We start from the raw sequence: 16,279 nt of genomic DNA on the forward strand, positions 1-16,279 counted from the left end.
TCAGCCCGCCTCCGGCAGGCGTTGTTCGTGCCCGGCGTGCAGGCGTTCCACCTCGCACAGCAGCGACTTGAACGCGGGGAAGCCGCTGATCGGGTCGAGATTGCGGTCGTCGGTCAGCTCGTTGACGTTGGCATGGTTCCAGCCGTGCTGGCAGTGCGCGACACCGGGCTTGATGCGCTCGGTGACCTTCGCCACGAAGGCGACCCGCCCGCGCGGCGAGCGCACCTCCACGGTGTCACCGTCGGTGATGCCGCGCGCGGCGGCATCCTCGGGGTGCAGCTCCACCAGCGGCTCCGGCATTGCCCGGCGCATGCGCTCCAGGTACTGGTGCTCCGAGTGGGTGGCGTGCTTGTGGCGCGCGCCGCTGGTCAGGACCAGCGGGTAGTCGCGCGCCAGCTCCGGCGTGGAAACCGGACTCTCGGCCGGCTCGCGCCAGACTGGCAGGCCGTCGTGCCCGGCCGCGCGCAGTTCGGCGGCATCGAATTCCACCTTGCCGCTGACGGTGCGGAAGCCATGCAGGCGGTACTGGCGGTCGCCCTCCTCGAAGCCGTGCTCGACCATGTCGTCCAGCGCCTTGGCGAATACGGTGACCCCGTCCGGGTCGTTGTACACCTGCTCGCGGATGGTCTCGGGGATACCCTCGGCGGCCTCGGCCCAGCTGGCCTCCAGGTCGCCGTTCCAGAACTGCTCGCCCATCCCCAGGCGCACGCCCAGCTCCAGGAACACCTCACCGTCGGCGCGCGCCTCGCCGCGCGGGGCCACCGCCTGATGCCGGTAACGCAGCTCGCCGCGGAAGTTGCAGCCGGGATAGGCGATCAGCGCCGGGCGCTCCAGACTGGTGGCGGCCGGCAGCACGATGTCCGCTATGCGCGTAGCCGGGTTGTGGAAAAAGTCCGATGCAGCGAAGAAATCCAGCGCGCCCAGCGCCTCCTCCATGCGTTCTGAATTCGGCCACATCGCGGTGTTGATGCCCATCGCCAGCAGCGCGTGCACCCGCTGCGGCCGGCCGTCGAGGATCGCATCCGGCAACAGCATGCTCTGCGCGGCCGGCCAGTGGGCCGTCCATACCGGGAAGGTCTCGTCGCCGATGCGCGGCGGCAGATTCTGCTTGCAGTGGTCGAACAGGTCGATGGGCTTCGGCGTGACCTTGTCGTTGAAGAAGCGGTTGCCACCCTCACGGTCGATATTGCCGGTAACGGCCGCGAGCAGGATCACCGCACGGTGGTTCTGGAAACCGTTGCTGTGCTGCACGGTCGCGGTGGGCGAGAGCATGATCTGCGCCGGGGCTTGGGTGGCATAGAGCTCGGTGGCGCGCTTCAGGTCGGCGGCGTCGATACCGCAGGTCGCGGCGACGCGCTCCGGCGGGAATTCCGCCACGTAGTCGCGAAAGGTCTCCACACCGCTGCCCCATTCGTCGAGGAAGGCCTGGTCCTGCCAGCCGTTGGCGAAGATGAGGTGGTGCATGCCCAGCGCCAGCGCGCCATCCGTGCCCGGGCGGATCTGCAGGTGCACCTCGGCCTGCTCCGCCAGCGGGGTCACCCGCGGGTCCACGACCACGGTGGCGCAGCCGGGACGTGCCGCCGCCAGCGCATGCTGGTGAAACGGCGGGATCGAGCCGCGTGGGTTGGTGGACCACACCAGCAGGCAGCGCGTCGCATCCGAGGCTACGGTGGAGGAGGTCTTGATCCTGGTGCCGAAGGTCACCTCCTCCGCCACCTTGGTGGCCGAGAAGCAGCAGCCGCTCTCGGTCAGGTAGTTGGGCGAGCCGAAGGCATGTGCCAGGCGCTGGAGCTGCGGACGGGCCTCTTTGGTGTAGCCGGCGAAGAAGGCGGCCGCCGGGGCGCCATGTGCCTCGCGGGTGGCGCTAAGGCGTGCGGCGATGGTATCCAGCGCCTCATCCCAGGTGATGCGCTCGAATTGGCCGCTGCCGCGCGGCCCGGTGCGCCGCATCGGATACAACAGGCGCTCCGGGTGATTGCGCCGGTCGAGTTGCACGTAGCAGCGGGGACAATCGGGGCCGTCGATCCTGACTGGCTCGCCGCCTGCATCGAGGTGCACGTCGATCGCGCAGTTGGCATCGCACTCGTAACAGGTGCTTTTTACGGTGTTCATAGGGGGGAGGCCTTGTTCGGGGTCGGTCCGGATGCCGCGTGGCCATTATGCCGCGCGCCTCTGCCCGCCACGAGCAACTCCCGAATGATCGGGGCTACCCGGGCGACCCGCCCGGAAGGCGCTCTCTGTGGTTAATCGGATTCGGCGGCGGGCAGGGCCTCGACCTCGCGGCGAAATTGCTGGAACTCCTGGGTGTCGCCGGTCAGCCCTTCGAGCGTGTCGTTCGGGAGCGAGTCGATCCGGTCGCGGGTGTTCGCGATGCGTTCCCGGGTGGTGGGGTGGGTGGCGAAGAATTGTTCCACCTGGCTTGGATCTCGGTCGCGTTCGTCCAGCAGTGTCTCGAAGAACGACACCAGCCCGATGGGGTGGATGCCGGCATCCACCAGGTAGCCGATGGCGACGGCATCCGCCTCGCGCTCCGCTTCGCGGCTGTAGCCGGCAAATACGCCAGCGGCTCCGACCTGCACCGCCACCTGCTCTGCCGCGCCTGGGTCGCGCCCGAGGATCACGCCATAGACCACGGCGAGGCCCATTTGCGCCTGCTGGGCGCGCTGCCATTGTTCGATGCCGTGGCGCTTCACCACATGGCCCACCTCGTGCGCCAGTACTCCGGCCAACTCGGACATCTCGTCCGCACGCTCGATCAAGCCGCGGTAGACGTAGATGTGTCCACCCGGCACCGCAAAGGCGTTCACATCCGGGCCGTTAACCACATAGAAGGTGTAATCGATCGAGTCGCGATCATCTGCGACGTCCGCGATCGAACGACCGAGGCGGTTGATGTAGTCACGGACGGCGGACGCTTCGACGATCGGCAGGTCTTCGTTCAACTCCTGCGCCAGTTCGTCGCCCAGTTCGCGTTCTTCCTGCATCGTCATCGTGGGTGCGCAGCCGCCTGCGGACACGATGAGTAGTCCGGCCAAGGCGATTGCTGGAACCCGTCGCCCGCAAATCGCGCGCCTTGCGATCGTTGTCATCCCGTACCTCTTGGCAGTTTGGTTCCGTTCTGGTTACCAACATAGTCGGTTTTTGGCGATCGAGAGGTCGGCATCGTTTCAGTAAAGTTAATTAAATTAAAACATAATAATAACAGCAATTTGCGCATTAACACATACTGTTTATATGGTATTGACTCGCTCTGGAGCGGGGAGTAGCTTCGATGCCCATTGGGTTCCGGTTCCGGGCGCGAGACGCGCCTGGGCGATGGTCCTCTGGTCCCGGCGAGCCGGTGCAGGTAGGGGGCTTTCCTGCGTATCAGTCGGCCCTCCGGACCCCGACGGGCAGTGAGGAGATCGGCTAGGTCCCGCCACGTTTCTGGGGCCGTACGTGGCAAAGGGGGTAATGCCGAACGGGAACTTCCCGCGCCGCGCCGCGAACGATCGCGCGGACGAGTGAGCCGACCGAGAACGTCAGCAGAAAGGCAGGCAGCAGAGGCAACAACAAGACACAAGAGGATGCCGATCGCTCTACGACGGCCGTCCTCGGGCTGGGTGGCCGGGATGACCGGTGACCCCGGGCAAGCCGTCGGTGACGCCGTGCTTCCCCGACACCGACCAGTAGCAGTACGAGGGGAGGCAGCAATGACGATGTCAGAGGTAGGGCTCGTGTTCGCGTTGGTATGCGGCGCGTTGGCACTGATCTACGGCGTGTGGTCCATACGCTGGGTGCTCGGAATGTCCGAGGGCAACGACGAGATGCGCCGGATCGCGCGGGCCATCCAGGAAGGTGCCTCCGCCTATATGAAGCGCCAGTACATCACCATCGCAATCGTTGGGGTGGTGGTCTTCCTACTGATCTGGATCTTTATCAGTATTGCTTCTGCAATCGGTTTCTTGATTGGGGCGGTGCTGTCCGGTGCGGCAGGCTACATCGGCATGCATGTCGCCGTGCGTGCGAACGTCCGCACGGCAGCAGCCGCGATGGATGGGCTCGAACCCGCGATGAAGGTCTCGTTCCGCAGTGGCGCGGTGACCGGTCTGCTGGTGGTGGGCCTAGGGCTGCTGGGCGTCGCCGGCTATTTCGCCATTCTTTGGATGTTCACGCCCAGCGGCGAGACGGTCGATCTGTTTCCGCTGGTGGGGCTTGCGCTTGGTGGTTCCCTGATCTCGATCTTCGCGCGTGTGGGCGGTGGCATTTTTACCAAGGGCGCGGATGTGGGTGCTGACCTAGTCGGCAAGGTCGAGGCCGGCATCCCCGAGGACGATCCGCGTAACCCGGCAGTGATCGCCGATAACGTGGGCGACAACGTGGGTGACTGCGCCGGGATGGCCGCGGACCTGTTCGAGACCTACGCCGTCACGATTATCGCTACGATGATGCTTGGAACATTGTTGGTGCGAGACCTGGGCGTGATGGCGGCGGTCTACCCGCTGGTGCTCGGGGGTGCAGCGATCCTGGCTTCCATCGTGGGGACGTTCTTTGTTCGCGCGCGCCACGGTGGCGAGATCATGAAGGCCCTGTACATGGGGCTGGCGGTATCGGGCGGTCTGGCCGCAATCGCGTTCCTGCCGATCACTATGCTGATCATCCCGGATGACGCACTCGCCGGCAGTATGGGCGTGGAAAGCGGCGCCGCGTTGCGGTTGTTCGGGGCGGCCCTCGTCGGTCTTGGACTGACCGCCGTGATTATGATGGTCACGGATTACTACACCTCCACCTCGTACCGACCCGTACGGCATCTGGCGGCGGCCTCCACCACGGGGCACGCCACCAACATCATTGCGGGCCTGGCGATTTCGATGAAGGCAACCGCTGCTCCAGTACTGGCGGTCTGCGTGGCAATCCTGGTGTCGTATGCACTGGGCGGGCTCTACGGCATTGCCATTGCCGCGACCGCGATGCTGTCGATGACCGGCATCATCGTCGCGATGGATTCGTACGGGCCGGTCACCGATAACGCCGGTGGCATCGCCGAGATGAGCGACCTGCCGTCCGAAGTGCGAGAGGTGACCGATGCTCTGGATGCGGTCGGCAATACCACCAAGGCGGTCACCAAGGGCTATGCGATTGGATCTGCGGGCCTCGCGGCGCTGGTGCTGTTCTCCGACTACACCCACGGTTTGGCCGCCCATACGGGTATCGGTCACGTGTTCGAGTTGAGTGATCCACGGGTGATTGTCGGCCTGTTTATCGGCGGGCTGGTGCCCTACCTGTTCGCATCCATGACGATGGAATCTGTGGGGCGTGCGGCCGCGGGCATCGTGAACGAGGTTCGCCGCCAGTTCCGCGAGATCCCCGGCATCATGGATCGCACCGCCAAGCCGGACTACACCCTTGCGGTCGACATGCTGACCAAGCGGGCGATCCGGGAAATGATCATCCCGTCGTTGCTGCCGGTGCTGGTACCGATCCTGGTGGGCGTGTTTCTCGGCAAGGAGGCCCTCGGCGGTCTGCTGATCGGCACCATTGTGACCGGCCTGTTCGTCGCGATCTCGATGACCACGGGCGGTGGTGCCTGGGACAACGCCAAGAAATACATCGAGGACGACAACCACGGGGGCAAGGGCTCCGAGGCGCACAAGGCCGCGGTGACCGGCGATACCGTGGGCGATCCCTACAAGGACACCTCCGGGCCTGCGATCAATCCGTTGATCAAGGTGATCAACATCATGGCGCTGCTGATCATTCCGGTCCTCTAGGGAGACGCTGATTGAATCGCACGTCCGCGTTGGTGCCCCCTGTTTTCCGAGACAAGGCGTTCCGAGACAAGGCGCGTCGTGGAGCGGGCAGTGGTTCTACCCGCCCGTTTCTGATGGATTCGGGGCGCAACGCAGGATCGGACCATATTCATTCAGAATCGGGGGGGGGGCACCAACCCCACAAGCCATTGAAAGCAGGGGCTCGGCCGCCCGTTGTTGATCAAAAACGGGCGTGGGAACGGCGTTGCGGTTCCCTTGTGCAGAGTGACTGCACGGCAGTCACCGCGCCTTGTTCGCACGCAAAAGCGACTCGAGCGCGGACGTGCGATTCAATCAGCGTCTCCCTAGCCGAGACCGGGTCTATTTTCGCATCCGACCATAAGGACGAAGATCATGCCGAAAATTCGATTGCAGATGACACCCGAGATGGAAATGAAGATGGAACTCGAGGTCGAAGGGATCGACCCCGACAGGGACTGGGACGTGCAGCAGCACAAGGCGGAGGTGTACGCGGAGTTCGAGCGGCGCATGCAGGCCGCCTTCCCGGAGGGGCTGCGGATCTACAGCTTCGAATTCGGGCTGGACCGCGGCTGGCACGATGAGCTCAAGGACGACTGACTGCGCGGGTTCGCCTGATGCCGCTGGACGCGGCCTGTTTGCTTCCCTCGCGGTCGGGGCTTATAGCCAGCCGCGACGGCGGAAGAAGTAGAGCATGCCGGCGATGACGCTGAGCATGACCAGCCAGACAACGGGGTAGCCATAGTAGGTATAGAGCTCGGGCATGGACCAGGGGCTGTCCGGGTGGTCGAAGTTCATGCCGTAGATGCCGACGATGAAGGTCAGCGGTATGAATATGGTGGCGATGATGGTCAGCACGCGCATCACGTCGTTGGAACGCTGGTTGATGGCGGACATGTAGGCCTCGATCAGGGAGGCGGCCATCTCGCGGTAGGACTCGAGGAGGTCCATGATCTGGATCGTATGGTCGTGGGCGTCGCGCAGATACGGAAAGAGCTCGGGGGTGAAGGGCTCCATGTCGTCGCGCATCAGCCGGGCGACCACGTCGCGCGTGGGCCATAGCTGGCGACGCAGAACCAGGAGTTCGCGGCGCAGCACGTGGATTTCGCCGAGGGTGTGGCGGTCGGGCCGTTCGAGGACGCGTTCTTCCAGCGTCTCCAGGCGTTCGCTGATTTGCTCCAGTACCGGGAAGGCCTGGTCGATCACGCTGTCCATCAAGGCATAGGCCAGGTATGCGGCACCGAGCCGGTTGAAGTTACGATTGGCGCCGCGCATGCGCTCGCGGACCGGATCGAAGGGGTCGGTCTCGCCGCTATGGATGCTGATGACCAGGTGGCTACCCACGAACAGGTTGATCTGATCGAGCTCGATGCCACCGTTGTGGTGGCGGGGCTGGCGCAGGATCGCCACCAGTTGTTCGTCGAAGAAGTCGACCTTGGGGCGCTGGCCCTGGTGGCGCACGTCTTCCAGGGCCAGTGGGTGCAGGTCGAAGGCCTCGCCCAGCTCGTGCAGCTGGCGTGGGCCGGGCGCCCCTTGCAGGTGCAGCCAGACAAAGCCGCCGTCGAGATCCGGCACGCCTTCGCGCAGGGTGCGCTGCGGGTCGAGCTCTAGCAGCTCCTCGCGGTGGTAGTGCCAGGCGGAGACGGTGGCATCACCGACGTGCGGATGTTCCGTGGTGTGGGCCCCGTGGCCGGGTGCGGCCCCGGGCTTCAGGTAGGTCTTTTCGAATAGGCGGGTCATCGCGGTTTCCATGCCGGTTTTCCGCTCAGTATAGGGGCGCGAAAAGTGGTGCGCGCGGGATACGAGTCTGGCAGTCTGGACGGCGATTGAACGGGCCGGCCGCCAGCGGGTCCCACGGGGAAGAGACAAGGAGCGCGGTATGGAACTGAAGACCATGTTGGTGCCGGTGGATGGATCCGCCAACGCCTGGCGCGCGGTGGAGGTGGCCGCGGATCTGGCATCCAAGTATCACGCCCGGGTGGTGCTGGTCAGCGTCCTGCTGCAGGGCGAGGTCCCGCCGCATATCCGCAAACTGTCCGACCTGACGGACCCGGATGATCCGCCGCTGGCGGTCGGGGGAGCCGCGGTGAGTTCGTCGGTGCCGCCCAAGGTGCTGCGGGATATCGCGAAGAAGCTGATCGAACAGGCCGAGGCGTATTTCACCGAGCTGGGTGTGAGCGATATCGAGCACCACGTCGAAGATGGCTCTCCGGCCAAGGTGATCCTGCAGCAGGCCGAGTACCACGACGTGGATATGGTGGTGATGGGCTCGCGTGGACTTGGAGGTCTTCAGGGGCTGCTGTCCGGCAGTGTGTCGCACAAGGTGCAGCAGCTGGCGCGCTGCATCGTGGTCACGGTGAACTGACCGACCAGCGATGTCGCGCTTGTCGATTGACCTGCACGAGTGTTTCCGCAATGGCCGTCAGATCGACGCCGAGTTGAACGGTGTGATTGAGCAGGCCTGCGACAAGCGCATCAAGACCGTGGAGATTATCCACGGCAAGGGCAGCGGGCAGCTGAAGAAGCGCGTGCTGCGCTTTCTCGATCAGCCGGAAATCAAAGCGCGCTATCACCGCGTGGAGAAGGATTCCAAGAACCACGGACGACTGTTCGTGCATTTCAAACACTGACCCCTGCGCCGGCCGCCTCCTGCGGTCTGGACGTGGGAGCCTGCTTGCAGGCGAGCACCCTTGCCTGCGTCCAGATCTGGCAGGGGCTTCGCCTGCGAGCAGGCTCCCACAGGGGCGAACAGAGGTCTAGGGCCTCTGGTGGCCCAGCTTACGGTCGGCGAGTTCGTAGCCGAGGTCGATGCTTATTCCAGGGGTTTGCTATGCGCGCTCCGGGTCGAGCAGGTGGTCGTGCAACGCCCGGGCGGACTCGCCGGCCGGCTCCTCCACGCGTAGTTGCCAGACGGCAGACGGGTGATCCGGAGACCACTCGCTGAACACCAACAGGCCGGTGTACGGACCAAGTCCGGTAATGGTCCCCAGCATCAGGCGGCCTTCGGCGTTCCCGTGCAGCCTTACCTCGAACTCGGGGCCAGGCGCGGGCAGTTCCCAGTAGCCATCGCATCCGGTCTCGCGAAAGGCCTCGTCGGAAGGTTGTGCGGCATCGCCGAAGTGGCGGCGGAGCAGGGGTACCGAAAGCCGGTGGGGGAGCCCCAGGACCGTTTCGATACCGGAACGTCCGCGGTCGACCGCCTGGGCCGCACGCTCCGCCGGATCCCGGCGACCGAGCCACTTTTTCAGTTTCGCACGCATGGCGCGATCATCCGTATCTGCCCGCCTGCACGCAAGCGGCGGCGATCGCGCCCCGGCTTGGATGCCGGTGCCTCGCCGCGTTACGGTGCGGGTATTGGAGATGACGAGGAGCGAGTCATGGGTTTTGCGCTATCCGATTTGCAGCTGTCGAGTTCCGCCTTTGGCCCGGGCCAGCCGATTCCGAAGCGCCATAGCGGAGAAGGCGAGGACACCTCGCCGGCCCTGCAGTGGCGAGACCTGCCGCAGGGCACCAAGGGTCTGGCCGTGATCTGCCATGACCCGGATGCCCCTCTAATCCAGCCGGGCACCTATGGTTTCGTGCACTGGGTGCTGTACAACCTGCCGCCGGACCTGGGCGGCCTGCCCGAAGGCACCGACCTCGGCGCGACCGGGCAGACGGATTTTGGCCGTACCGGCTATGGCGGACCAATGCCACCCGAGGGCCACGGCAAACACCACTACTTTTTCTGGTTGCTGGCGCTGGACGCCGATCTGCAGCTGCCGCCCGGCCTGACGCTGGGGCAGTTCCTGGAACGCGCTGAATCGCACGTGATCGGCATGAACCGTCTGGTTGGCACCTACCAGCGCGGCTAGCCCTAGGCTCACAATTCTTGTTACAGGAGCCGCCTTGGCGGCGAAGCCCCTGTTAGGGAAGCGCTGAATAAAGCCATCCTGGCTTTCTCAGCGCGCGCGGCGCTTCAAACGCGGTTTGCAGCTTGCTTCGGAATCAACCACCTGCGGTGGCCGATTCCGGCAGCACATCCCTGTGCCGCCGGGAAACGCTGATAAATCAGTGTTTCCCTAGAGTCGGGCGCGGGCAGGGGCTTCGCGTGCAAGCACGCTCCCACGGGGGCAGGGGGCAGGGGGCAGGGGGCAGGGGGCAGGGGGCAGGGGGCAGGGGGCAGGGGGCGGAGTGAGTGCCACCCACAAAAAGGCCCGGACCGAGGGGGCTCGGGCCGGGCCTTTTGCGTTCCCGGGTGGGTACCCAGGGCGGCGGGGGGTGCTTAGTAGCGGTAGCCGAAGGCCTTCTCGAACTGGTCGGCGAACGCCTCCGGCGTGAAGTGGTGGTTCTGGGTGCCGGAATGGGCGATCTTGATTGAGCCGATCAGCGAGGCGATGCGGCCGGTGGTTTCCCAATCAAAGCCCTTTTCCAGGCCGAACAGGATGCCGGCGCGGTAAGAGTCGCCACAGCCGGTCGGGTCCTTGATCGCGGCCGGCTCGACTGACGGAATGGTGATCTTCTTGCCGCCGGTGTAGATGTCGGAGCCTTCGCCGCCGCGGGTGACGATCATTGCGTCGACCATCTCGGCCAGCTGTTCCAGGCTCAGGCCGGTGCGATCGGCGGTGAGCTGCGCCTCGTAGTCGTTGAACGCGGCGTAGGTAGCGTTCTCCATGAAGCGCTTGAGATCGTCGCCGTCGAACATCGGCAGACCCTGGCCCGGGTCGAACATGAACGGGATGCCGGCGTCGGCAAACTGCTGGGCGTGCTCGATCATGCCGTCACGGCCGTCCGGGGACACGATGCCGACCTTGATGCCGCTGGCGTCGGTGACCTTCTGCTGGTGCGAGAAGCCCATCGCGCCCGGGTGGAATGCGGTGATCTGGTTGTCGTCCTGGTCAGTGGTGATGAAGGCCTGACCGGTGTAGGTGTCCTTCAGCTCCTTGACGAACGTGCGCGAGATGCCGTGCTTGTCCATCCAGTCCCCATAAGGCGCGAAATCGCCGCCCACGGTGGCCATGATGGTCGGGTCCGCGCCCAGCAGCTTCATGTTGTAGGCGATGTTGCCGGCGCAGCCGCCGAACTCACGACGCATATCCGGGACCAGGAAGGACACATTCAGCATGTGCACCTTGTCCGGGAGGATGTGGTTCTTGAAGCGGTCGGGGAACACCATGATGGTGTCGTAGGCGATGGACCCACAGATGAGTGCGGACATGTTGACTCCTTGCGTTGATGAAACGGGTTGGCATGGCACCGCTTGTGGTGCCAAAGCGGCTCTGCGGCGCGCGATTTCGGGGTGCTCGGCGCGTCTGCGGCAGGCCGGACGGTGCGCATAGGGTAAATATTTGGGCGCAAAACAACAAATCGGGGGTTCGCGCGACGTCGTTCGTACCCCCCCCGTCATCGCGAGTCGCGAAGCGATGTGGCGATCTCCATCCGAAGCCGCCTGTTCCTGCGTGCAGACAGCCTTGGCCGATTGCCACGTCGCCTTCGGCTCCTCGCAATGACGTTGCTTGCTGTCCTGCCATTGCGAGGCCCCTTCAGGGGCCGTGGCACAAAAGCGCGCAGAGGGTTGAACGGCCGCAGGCCGGCCCGCAGGGAGAGCGAAGCGAGTCATTTCCCGACGCTGTCCCCGAAGGTGAATCGTGGATGCCCTGCCAGCTTTCGGAGGCTGCTTCGTCGCTGCGCTCCTCGCAATGATGGGGGCAAAAGCAACGTCATCGCGAGGAGCCGAAGGCGACGTGGCGATCTCCGGGCGCAACCCCGACGTTGGCCCGGCCGGGGCGAGGCCGTGCCGGAGGCTTTGTGGCAGCATGGAGGTATTGCCGCGAGCGAGGGCCCGTCCGATGAAACCGCGCATCTTGATCCCGATCCTGATCATCCTGCTGTTGCTGCTGAGCCTGTGGTCCATGAGCCTGGACGGTGAGGGCGGCATCCTGCCAAGCGCGCCCGAGCCGGGGGCCGCGACGCCGCCGACCACGCACCTGGTAGCCGCCCCCGTATGAGCGCGTCCCCGGCTCCTGTGGCCACGCGGGAGGTGATCTTCCGCGCGGCGGGGGTGACCAAGGTCTACCGCATGGGCGAGGTGACCATCCACGCCCTGCGCGGGGTGGACCTGGAGCTCTACACCGGCGAGCTGGTGGTGATGCTGGGGGCCTCGGGCTCCGGCAAGTCGACGTTGTTGAACATCATGGGCGGGCTGGACACCGCGACCGAGGGTGAGGTGCGTTATCGCGACCAGGACCTGGCGCAGGCCTCCGAGCGCACGCTGACGGCCTTTCGCCGCGACCATGTCGGCTTCGTGTTCCAGTTCTACAACCTGATCGCCAGCCTGACCGCGCGCGAGAACGTGGCGATCGTCACCGAGATCTCGCGCGACCCGATGCCACCGGAGGAGGCGCTCGCGCTGGTCGGGCTGGAGGACCGCATGGACCACTTCCCCTCGCAGCTCTCCGGCGGCGAGCAGCAGCGGGTGGCGATTGCCCGGGCCATCGCCAAGCAGCCGGCGGTGCTGTTGTGCGACGAACCGACCGGTGCGCTGGACTCGAAGACCGGCATCCGCGTGCTGGAGGTCCTGCAGCACATCAACGAGCGCCTGGACACGACGGTGGCGATCATCACCCACAACGCGGTGATCGGCGAAATGGCGGATCGGGTCATTCAACTGAGCGACGGACGTGTGAGCGAGATCCACGAGAACGCCACGCGCCAGTCGCCGGCCGAGCTGCACTGGTAGCGACGGCGTCTGACCATGCGCGCGCTGAACCGCAAGATCCTGCGTGATCTCGGCCACCTGAAAGGGCAAGCCGCCGCGATCGCGCTGGTCATCGCGAGCGGCGTGATGACGCTGGTGATCGCCGTGACGAGCCTCGATGCCCTCACGATCACCAAGGACCGCTTCTACTCGGAGTACCAGTTCGCCGACGTGTTCGCGGAGATCAAGCGCGCGCCGGAGAGCGCGGTGGAGCGCTTTCGCGATACGCCGGGGATCAACCAGATCGAGACCCGGGTGCAGGCCCCGGTTCGCCTGGAGGTCGCCGATTTTGACGAGCCGATCCGTGGCACCGTGCTCTCCATACCCGACGGGGGCGAGCCACTGCTGAACCGGCTCTACCTGCGCGAGGGACGGCTGCCGGAGGCCGGGCGCGAGCGCGAGGTGGTTGTCAGCGAGGCCTTCGCGGAGGCCCACGAGCTGCGGGCCGGCGATTCCCTGCGCGCGATCATCGACGGGCGCCTGACCGATCTGCAGATTAGCGGCATCGCACTGTCGCCGGAGTTTGTCTATCAGATCAGCCCCACCGACCTGCTGCCGGACTACGAACGCTACGGCATCCTGTGGATGAACCGCCGCGCGCTGGCCGCCGCCTACGGGATGGAGGGGGCGTTCAACTCGGTGGCCGTAAGCCTGGAGGCGGGTGCAGACCCGGCCCCCGTGATCGAGGCAATGGACCGGGAGCTCGCGCGCTACGGCGGCATGGGGGCCTATGGCCGCGATGACCAGTTCTCGCATCGCTTTCTGTCCGAGGAGCTGACCCAGCTGCGGGCGCAGGCGGCGATCCTTCCGACCATCTTCCTGGCCGTCGCGGCCTTTCTGCTGAACGTTGTCGTCGGCCGCATCATCCGTTCCCAGCGCGAGCCGATCGCCGTGCTCAAGGCCTTCGGCTACGGCAACGGCGCGATCGCCGGGCACTACGCCCTGCTGACCGGCGGCATCGTGCTGGTGGGCTGTGCGCTGGGGCTCGCATTCGGGGCCTGGGCCGCGCAGGGGCTGGCCGGGATCTACGCCGAGTACTTCCGCTTCCCGGAGATGAGCTTTCGCCTGCAGGGCTGGGTGATGGTGCTGGCGGTGGGCGTGGCCATGGGCGCGGCCATGCTTGGCACCTTCCGCGCGGTCTGGCAGGCGGTGCGCATGCAGCCGGCCGAGGCCATGCGCCCGCCGGCGCCGGAGCGCTTTCACCGCGGCTGGCTGGAGCGCTCGTCGGCCTGGGCCGCGTTCGATCAGCCGACCCGGATCATCCTGCGCAACCTCGCGCGCCACCGGCTCAAGTCCGTCCTGTCGGTGATCGGCATCGGCCTCTCCGGCGGGCTGCTGCTGATGGGCGCCTACCAGCTGAACGCGGTGACCCAGATGCTGGACACCCAGTACGGGCAGGTGCTTCAGATGGACATCGACCTGCAGTTCACCGACCCGGTGCCGGCGCGCGCGGCCGGCGAGCTGCGCCACGAGCCGGGCGTGCTGGCGGTGGAGACCTTCCGGGCGGTGCCGGTGCGGCTGGTCGGCGTGAACCGCGAGGAGCGCGTGCGCCTGCTGGGGCTGGACGCCGAACCGCGCCTGCGGCAACTGCCGATGGGCGGCGGGCGTGGCCGACTGCCGGACGAGGGCATCCTCCTGACCGACTACTTGGCGGAACAGCTCGGGCTGCGCGTGGGCGACCCGGTGGAGGTTGAGATCCTGGAGGGCCGCCGCCGCACGGTCACGGTGCCGCTGGCCGGTGTGGTGGAAGAGCCCATCGGCGTCGGCGCCTATATGTACCGTCCGGCCCTGAACCGCATGATCGGCGAGGGGCCCGCGGTCTCCGGGGCCTGGTTGCTGACCGACCGCGCGCAGGAGGATGCGCTGTTCCGCAGCCTGTCCGACCGCCCGCGGGTCGCCAGCGTCGGACTGATCGCCGAGGCCGAGCGCAACATCCGCGAATACATCGGCGAGACCGTCATCGTCTTCGCGATGGTGTTCGTCGCGCTGGCCGTGTCCATCGCCTTTGCCGTGACCTACAACAACGCGCGCATCACCTATGCCGAGCGCGCCCGCGACCTGGCCACGCTGGAGGTGCTCGGCTACTCGCGGGGTCAGGTCAGCTGGATCCTGCTCGGCGAGATCGCGGTGCTCACCCTCGCTGCGATCCCGGTCGCCTGGCTGACCGGTGCGGGCTTCGCCTGGCTGCTGAACCAGGCCTTTGCGATGGATCTGTTCCGCGTGCCGCTGGTGATTACGCCGCAGGCCTACGGCTTCGCCGCACTCGGCATCCTGGTCGCGGCCAGTCTGACCGCCTTCCTCGCCTGGCGGCGCCTGCAGCAGCTCGACCGCGTACAGGCGCTGAAAGCCGCCGAGTGAGCGGTGGGCCTCGCTTCGACGTTTCCGATCGCTTCGTCCAGCCAATTTTGGCAGGCGGCTGGACGAAGCGATCGCAATCGTCAGGTGACGAAGGTGGTGGTGCGGCGCGGGCAGGCGTGGGGATGGCGGTGCCGGGTTAGCGAGGACAGGGAGCCTGCCATGTCGTCACGCGCGCGGGATCGCCTTCGGCCTCGTCGAGGCGCGCAAGTGTCATGCAATTACCCCAGACGCAGCCACTGTCGAGTGCCAACCAGTCCGGCCCGACCCGGTGCCCAAGCGCGGCCCAGTGACCGAACACGATCGCCTGGCCGGCCGCCGCGCGGTCGGGCATGCGGAACCAGGGGGTCAGGTCCGGCGAGGCCTCTTCGGGCGGACCGTTTCCAGCGAACTCCAGGGCTCCATTGGCGGTGAGATAGCGCATGCGCGTTAGGGCGTTGACGGTGTAGCGCAGGCGGTCGTAGCCGGCGAGATCGGGATGCCATTGCGCTGGCTCGTTGCCAAACATTACTTCCAGGAAGGCGTGACGGCGCTTTGGCTCGCTCAGCTCGGTCTCGACCTGTCGTGCCTCAGCTTGCGCTGCCTCCAGGTCCCACGCTGGCGGGATGCCGGCGTGCACCATCGTCCATCCGGTGGCCGGGTCGGAATGCAGCAGAGGGCGCTGCGCCAGCCAGTCCAGCAGGTCGCCAGCGTCTGGGGCATCCAGTACCGGGCGCAGGGTGTCCTTGCCGCCGGGCTCGCGGACGCCCGCGGCGGTCGCCAGTAGGTGCAGGTCATGGTTACCCAGTACCGAAGTCGCGTCAGCGCCTAGCGCGCGGACCCGGCGCAGGCAGCCGAGTGAATCCGGCCCACGGTTGACCAAGTCGCCCACTAGCCACAGATGATCGTTGGCAGGATCGAAGTGGACCTGTTCCAGTAGGCGGTCCAGAGGGTCCAGGCAACCTTGGAGGTCGCCGACGGCGTAGAGCGCCATCTTTGCTTGTCCCCCTAGTGAAGGGTGCGCGGGACGGAGAGGGTGAACGGCGGGATGGGTGCGTCGAAGCTGTTGCCGCGTTCGTCGCGCATGCCGTAGGAGCCCTCCATCGTTCCGACCGGGGTCTCGATCACGGTGCCACTGGTGTATTCGAAGCTGTCCCCGGGTTCGATGCTGGGCTGTTCACCGACCACCCCCTCGCCACGGACCTCCTGGGTCTGGTCGCGACCGTCACGGATAATCCAGTGACGATTGATCAGCTGCACGGTCAGGGCGCCCGCGTTACGGATCACCACGTGGTAGGCGAAGACGTAGCGGTCGTCATCGGGCTCGGATTGGTCTTCCACGTAGGCCGTCGAGACCTCGATCTCGATGGTGTGGGCCTCGGGGTCGTGCTCTTGGGGCTGGTTCATGCGGTTGCGGCTCCAGGTTCGTGAGCGGGAAACG

At 66.0% G+C, this 16,279-nt stretch carries 15 protein-coding genes; 8 read left to right on the top strand and 7 right to left on the bottom strand.

The annotated features are described in order from the left end of the window. Positions 1–2,112: a molybdopterin-containing oxidoreductase family protein gene (locus F462_RS08950; RefSeq protein WP_038053424.1), complete on the bottom strand. Its 2,112-nt coding sequence runs from the start codon at positions 2,110–2,112 to the stop codon at positions 1–3. Between the two features lie 131 nt (positions 2,113–2,243). Then, positions 2,244–2,984, bottom strand: coding sequence for a M48 family metallopeptidase (locus tag F462_RS08955; RefSeq protein WP_081911387.1), 741 nt, complete (start codon positions 2,982–2,984; stop codon positions 2,244–2,246). Positions 2,985–3,692: 708 nt separating this feature from the next. On the opposite strand from F462_RS08955, the gene F462_RS08960 reads away from it, so the two are divergent. After that, on the top strand, positions 3,693–5,750 hold the full coding sequence (locus F462_RS08960; protein ID WP_038053429.1) for a sodium-translocating pyrophosphatase: 2,058 nt from the start codon (positions 3,693–3,695) through the stop codon (positions 5,748–5,750). Positions 5,751–6,143: 393 nt separating this feature from the next. Then, positions 6,144–6,368, top strand: coding sequence for a hypothetical protein (locus F462_RS08965; protein WP_018140364.1), 225 nt, complete (start codon positions 6,144–6,146; stop codon positions 6,366–6,368). A gap of 60 nt (positions 6,369–6,428) precedes the next feature. Here F462_RS08965 and corA read toward each other — a convergent pair whose 3' ends face one another. Further along, complete coding sequence (corA, locus tag F462_RS08970; protein WP_038054930.1) at positions 6,429–7,508, bottom strand: magnesium/cobalt transporter CorA; 1,080 nt, start codon at positions 7,506–7,508, stop codon at positions 6,429–6,431. A gap of 139 nt (positions 7,509–7,647) precedes the next feature. Between corA and F462_RS08975 the strand changes: the two genes are divergently transcribed. Both F462_RS08975 and F462_RS08980 read left to right on the top strand, forming a co-directional pair. Continuing rightward, on the top strand, positions 7,648–8,133 hold the full coding sequence (locus F462_RS08975) for a universal stress protein (protein WP_038053430.1): 486 nt from the start codon (positions 7,648–7,650) through the stop codon (positions 8,131–8,133). A gap of 10 nt (positions 8,134–8,143) precedes the next feature. Continuing rightward, positions 8,144–8,398, top strand: coding sequence for a Smr/MutS family protein (locus F462_RS08980; RefSeq protein ID WP_038053432.1), 255 nt, complete (start codon positions 8,144–8,146; stop codon positions 8,396–8,398). Between the two features lie 198 nt (positions 8,399–8,596). Here F462_RS08980 and F462_RS08985 read toward each other — a convergent pair whose 3' ends face one another. Then, on the bottom strand, positions 8,597–9,028 hold the full coding sequence (locus F462_RS08985; protein ID WP_038053434.1) for a hypothetical protein: 432 nt from the start codon (positions 9,026–9,028) through the stop codon (positions 8,597–8,599). Positions 9,029–9,145: 117 nt separating this feature from the next. Here F462_RS08985 and F462_RS08990 point away from each other — a divergent pair, with 117 nt between their 5' ends. Beyond that, complete coding sequence (locus F462_RS08990; protein ID WP_038053439.1) at positions 9,146–9,622, top strand: YbhB/YbcL family Raf kinase inhibitor-like protein; 477 nt, start codon at positions 9,146–9,148, stop codon at positions 9,620–9,622. A 410-nt stretch (positions 9,623–10,032) separates the two neighbouring features. Here F462_RS08990 and F462_RS08995 read toward each other — a convergent pair whose 3' ends face one another. Beyond that, positions 10,033–10,965 carry a carbohydrate kinase family protein gene (locus F462_RS08995; protein WP_038053442.1) on the bottom strand — a complete coding sequence of 311 codons (933 nt, stop codon included), beginning with the start codon at positions 10,963–10,965 and terminating at the stop codon, positions 10,033–10,035. A gap of 631 nt (positions 10,966–11,596) precedes the next feature. Between F462_RS08995 and F462_RS13800 the strand changes: the two genes are divergently transcribed. Genes F462_RS13800 through F462_RS09005 form a run of 3 tightly spaced genes read left to right on the top strand, consistent with a single transcriptional unit; the run spans position 11,597 to position 14,862 of the window. Next, positions 11,597–11,755, top strand: coding sequence for a hypothetical protein (locus F462_RS13800; protein ID WP_018874493.1), 159 nt, complete (start codon positions 11,597–11,599; stop codon positions 11,753–11,755). Then, the gene (locus tag F462_RS09000) at positions 11,752–12,486 is read left to right on the top strand and encodes an ABC transporter ATP-binding protein (protein ID WP_038053445.1); all 735 of its coding nucleotides are present in this window, start codon (positions 11,752–11,754) and stop codon (positions 12,484–12,486) included. Before F462_RS13800 ends, F462_RS09000 begins: the two co-directional genes overlap by 4 nt. 15 nt (positions 12,487–12,501) lie before the next feature. Further along, positions 12,502–14,862 (top strand): ABC transporter permease, encoded by a 2,361-nt coding sequence (locus tag F462_RS09005; RefSeq protein WP_038053447.1) that lies wholly within the window; start codon positions 12,502–12,504, stop codon positions 14,860–14,862. 136 nt (positions 14,863–14,998) lie between these two features. On the opposite strand, the gene F462_RS09010 is transcribed toward F462_RS09005, so the two are convergent. Together F462_RS09010 and apaG are read right to left on the bottom strand one after the other, a co-directional pair. Continuing rightward, a complete protein-coding gene (locus tag F462_RS09010) occupies positions 14,999–15,832 on the bottom strand; it encodes a symmetrical bis(5'-nucleosyl)-tetraphosphatase (protein ID WP_038053450.1) in 834 nt (277 codons plus the stop codon). 14 nt (positions 15,833–15,846) lie between these two features. Next, the gene (gene apaG / locus F462_RS09015; protein ID WP_018140353.1) at positions 15,847–16,245 is read right to left on the bottom strand and encodes a Co2+/Mg2+ efflux protein ApaG; all 399 of its coding nucleotides are present in this window, start codon (positions 16,243–16,245) and stop codon (positions 15,847–15,849) included. Between the last annotated feature and the right edge of the window lie 34 nt (positions 16,246–16,279).

Origin of the sequence: Thioalkalivibrio sp. ALJ1 (assembly GCF_000745395.1) — a bacterium.
Classification (GTDB): Bacteria; Pseudomonadota; Gammaproteobacteria; order Ectothiorhodospirales; family Ectothiorhodospiraceae; genus Thioalkalivibrio.

Excerpts from the sequence above, each read along its gene's own strand:
- apaG (WP_018140353.1), bottom strand. The coding sequence starts at position 16,245 with ATGAACCAGCCCCAAGAGCACGACCCCGAGGCCCACACCATCGAGATC.
- F462_RS08975 (WP_038053430.1), top strand. The coding sequence starts at position 7,648 with ATGGAACTGAAGACCATGTTGGTGCCGGTGGATGGATCCGCCAACGCC.
- F462_RS09010 (WP_038053450.1), bottom strand. The coding sequence starts at position 15,832 with ATGGCGCTCTACGCCGTCGGCGACCTCCAAGGTTGCCTGGACCCTCTG.
- F462_RS08960 (WP_038053429.1), top strand. The coding sequence starts at position 3,693 with ATGACGATGTCAGAGGTAGGGCTCGTGTTCGCGTTGGTATGCGGCGCG.
- F462_RS08995 (WP_038053442.1), bottom strand. The coding sequence starts at position 10,965 with ATGTCCGCACTCATCTGTGGGTCCATCGCCTACGACACCATCATGGTG.
- F462_RS08985 (WP_038053434.1), bottom strand. The coding sequence starts at position 9,028 with ATGCGTGCGAAACTGAAAAAGTGGCTCGGTCGCCGGGATCCGGCGGAG.
- F462_RS08950 (WP_038053424.1), bottom strand. The coding sequence starts at position 2,112 with ATGAACACCGTAAAAAGCACCTGTTACGAGTGCGATGCCAACTGCGCG.
- F462_RS08965 (WP_018140364.1), top strand. The coding sequence starts at position 6,144 with ATGCCGAAAATTCGATTGCAGATGACACCCGAGATGGAAATGAAGATG.
- F462_RS13800 (WP_018874493.1), top strand. The coding sequence starts at position 11,597 with ATGAAACCGCGCATCTTGATCCCGATCCTGATCATCCTGCTGTTGCTG.
- corA (WP_038054930.1), bottom strand. The coding sequence starts at position 7,508 with ATGACCCGCCTATTCGAAAAGACCTACCTGAAGCCCGGGGCCGCACCC.
- F462_RS08980 (WP_038053432.1), top strand. The coding sequence starts at position 8,144 with ATGTCGCGCTTGTCGATTGACCTGCACGAGTGTTTCCGCAATGGCCGT.
- F462_RS09000 (WP_038053445.1), top strand. The coding sequence starts at position 11,752 with ATGAGCGCGTCCCCGGCTCCTGTGGCCACGCGGGAGGTGATCTTCCGC.
- F462_RS09005 (WP_038053447.1), top strand. The coding sequence starts at position 12,502 with ATGCGCGCGCTGAACCGCAAGATCCTGCGTGATCTCGGCCACCTGAAA.
- F462_RS08990 (WP_038053439.1), top strand. The coding sequence starts at position 9,146 with ATGGGTTTTGCGCTATCCGATTTGCAGCTGTCGAGTTCCGCCTTTGGC.
- F462_RS08955 (WP_081911387.1), bottom strand. The coding sequence starts at position 2,984 with ATGCAGGAAGAACGCGAACTGGGCGACGAACTGGCGCAGGAGTTGAAC.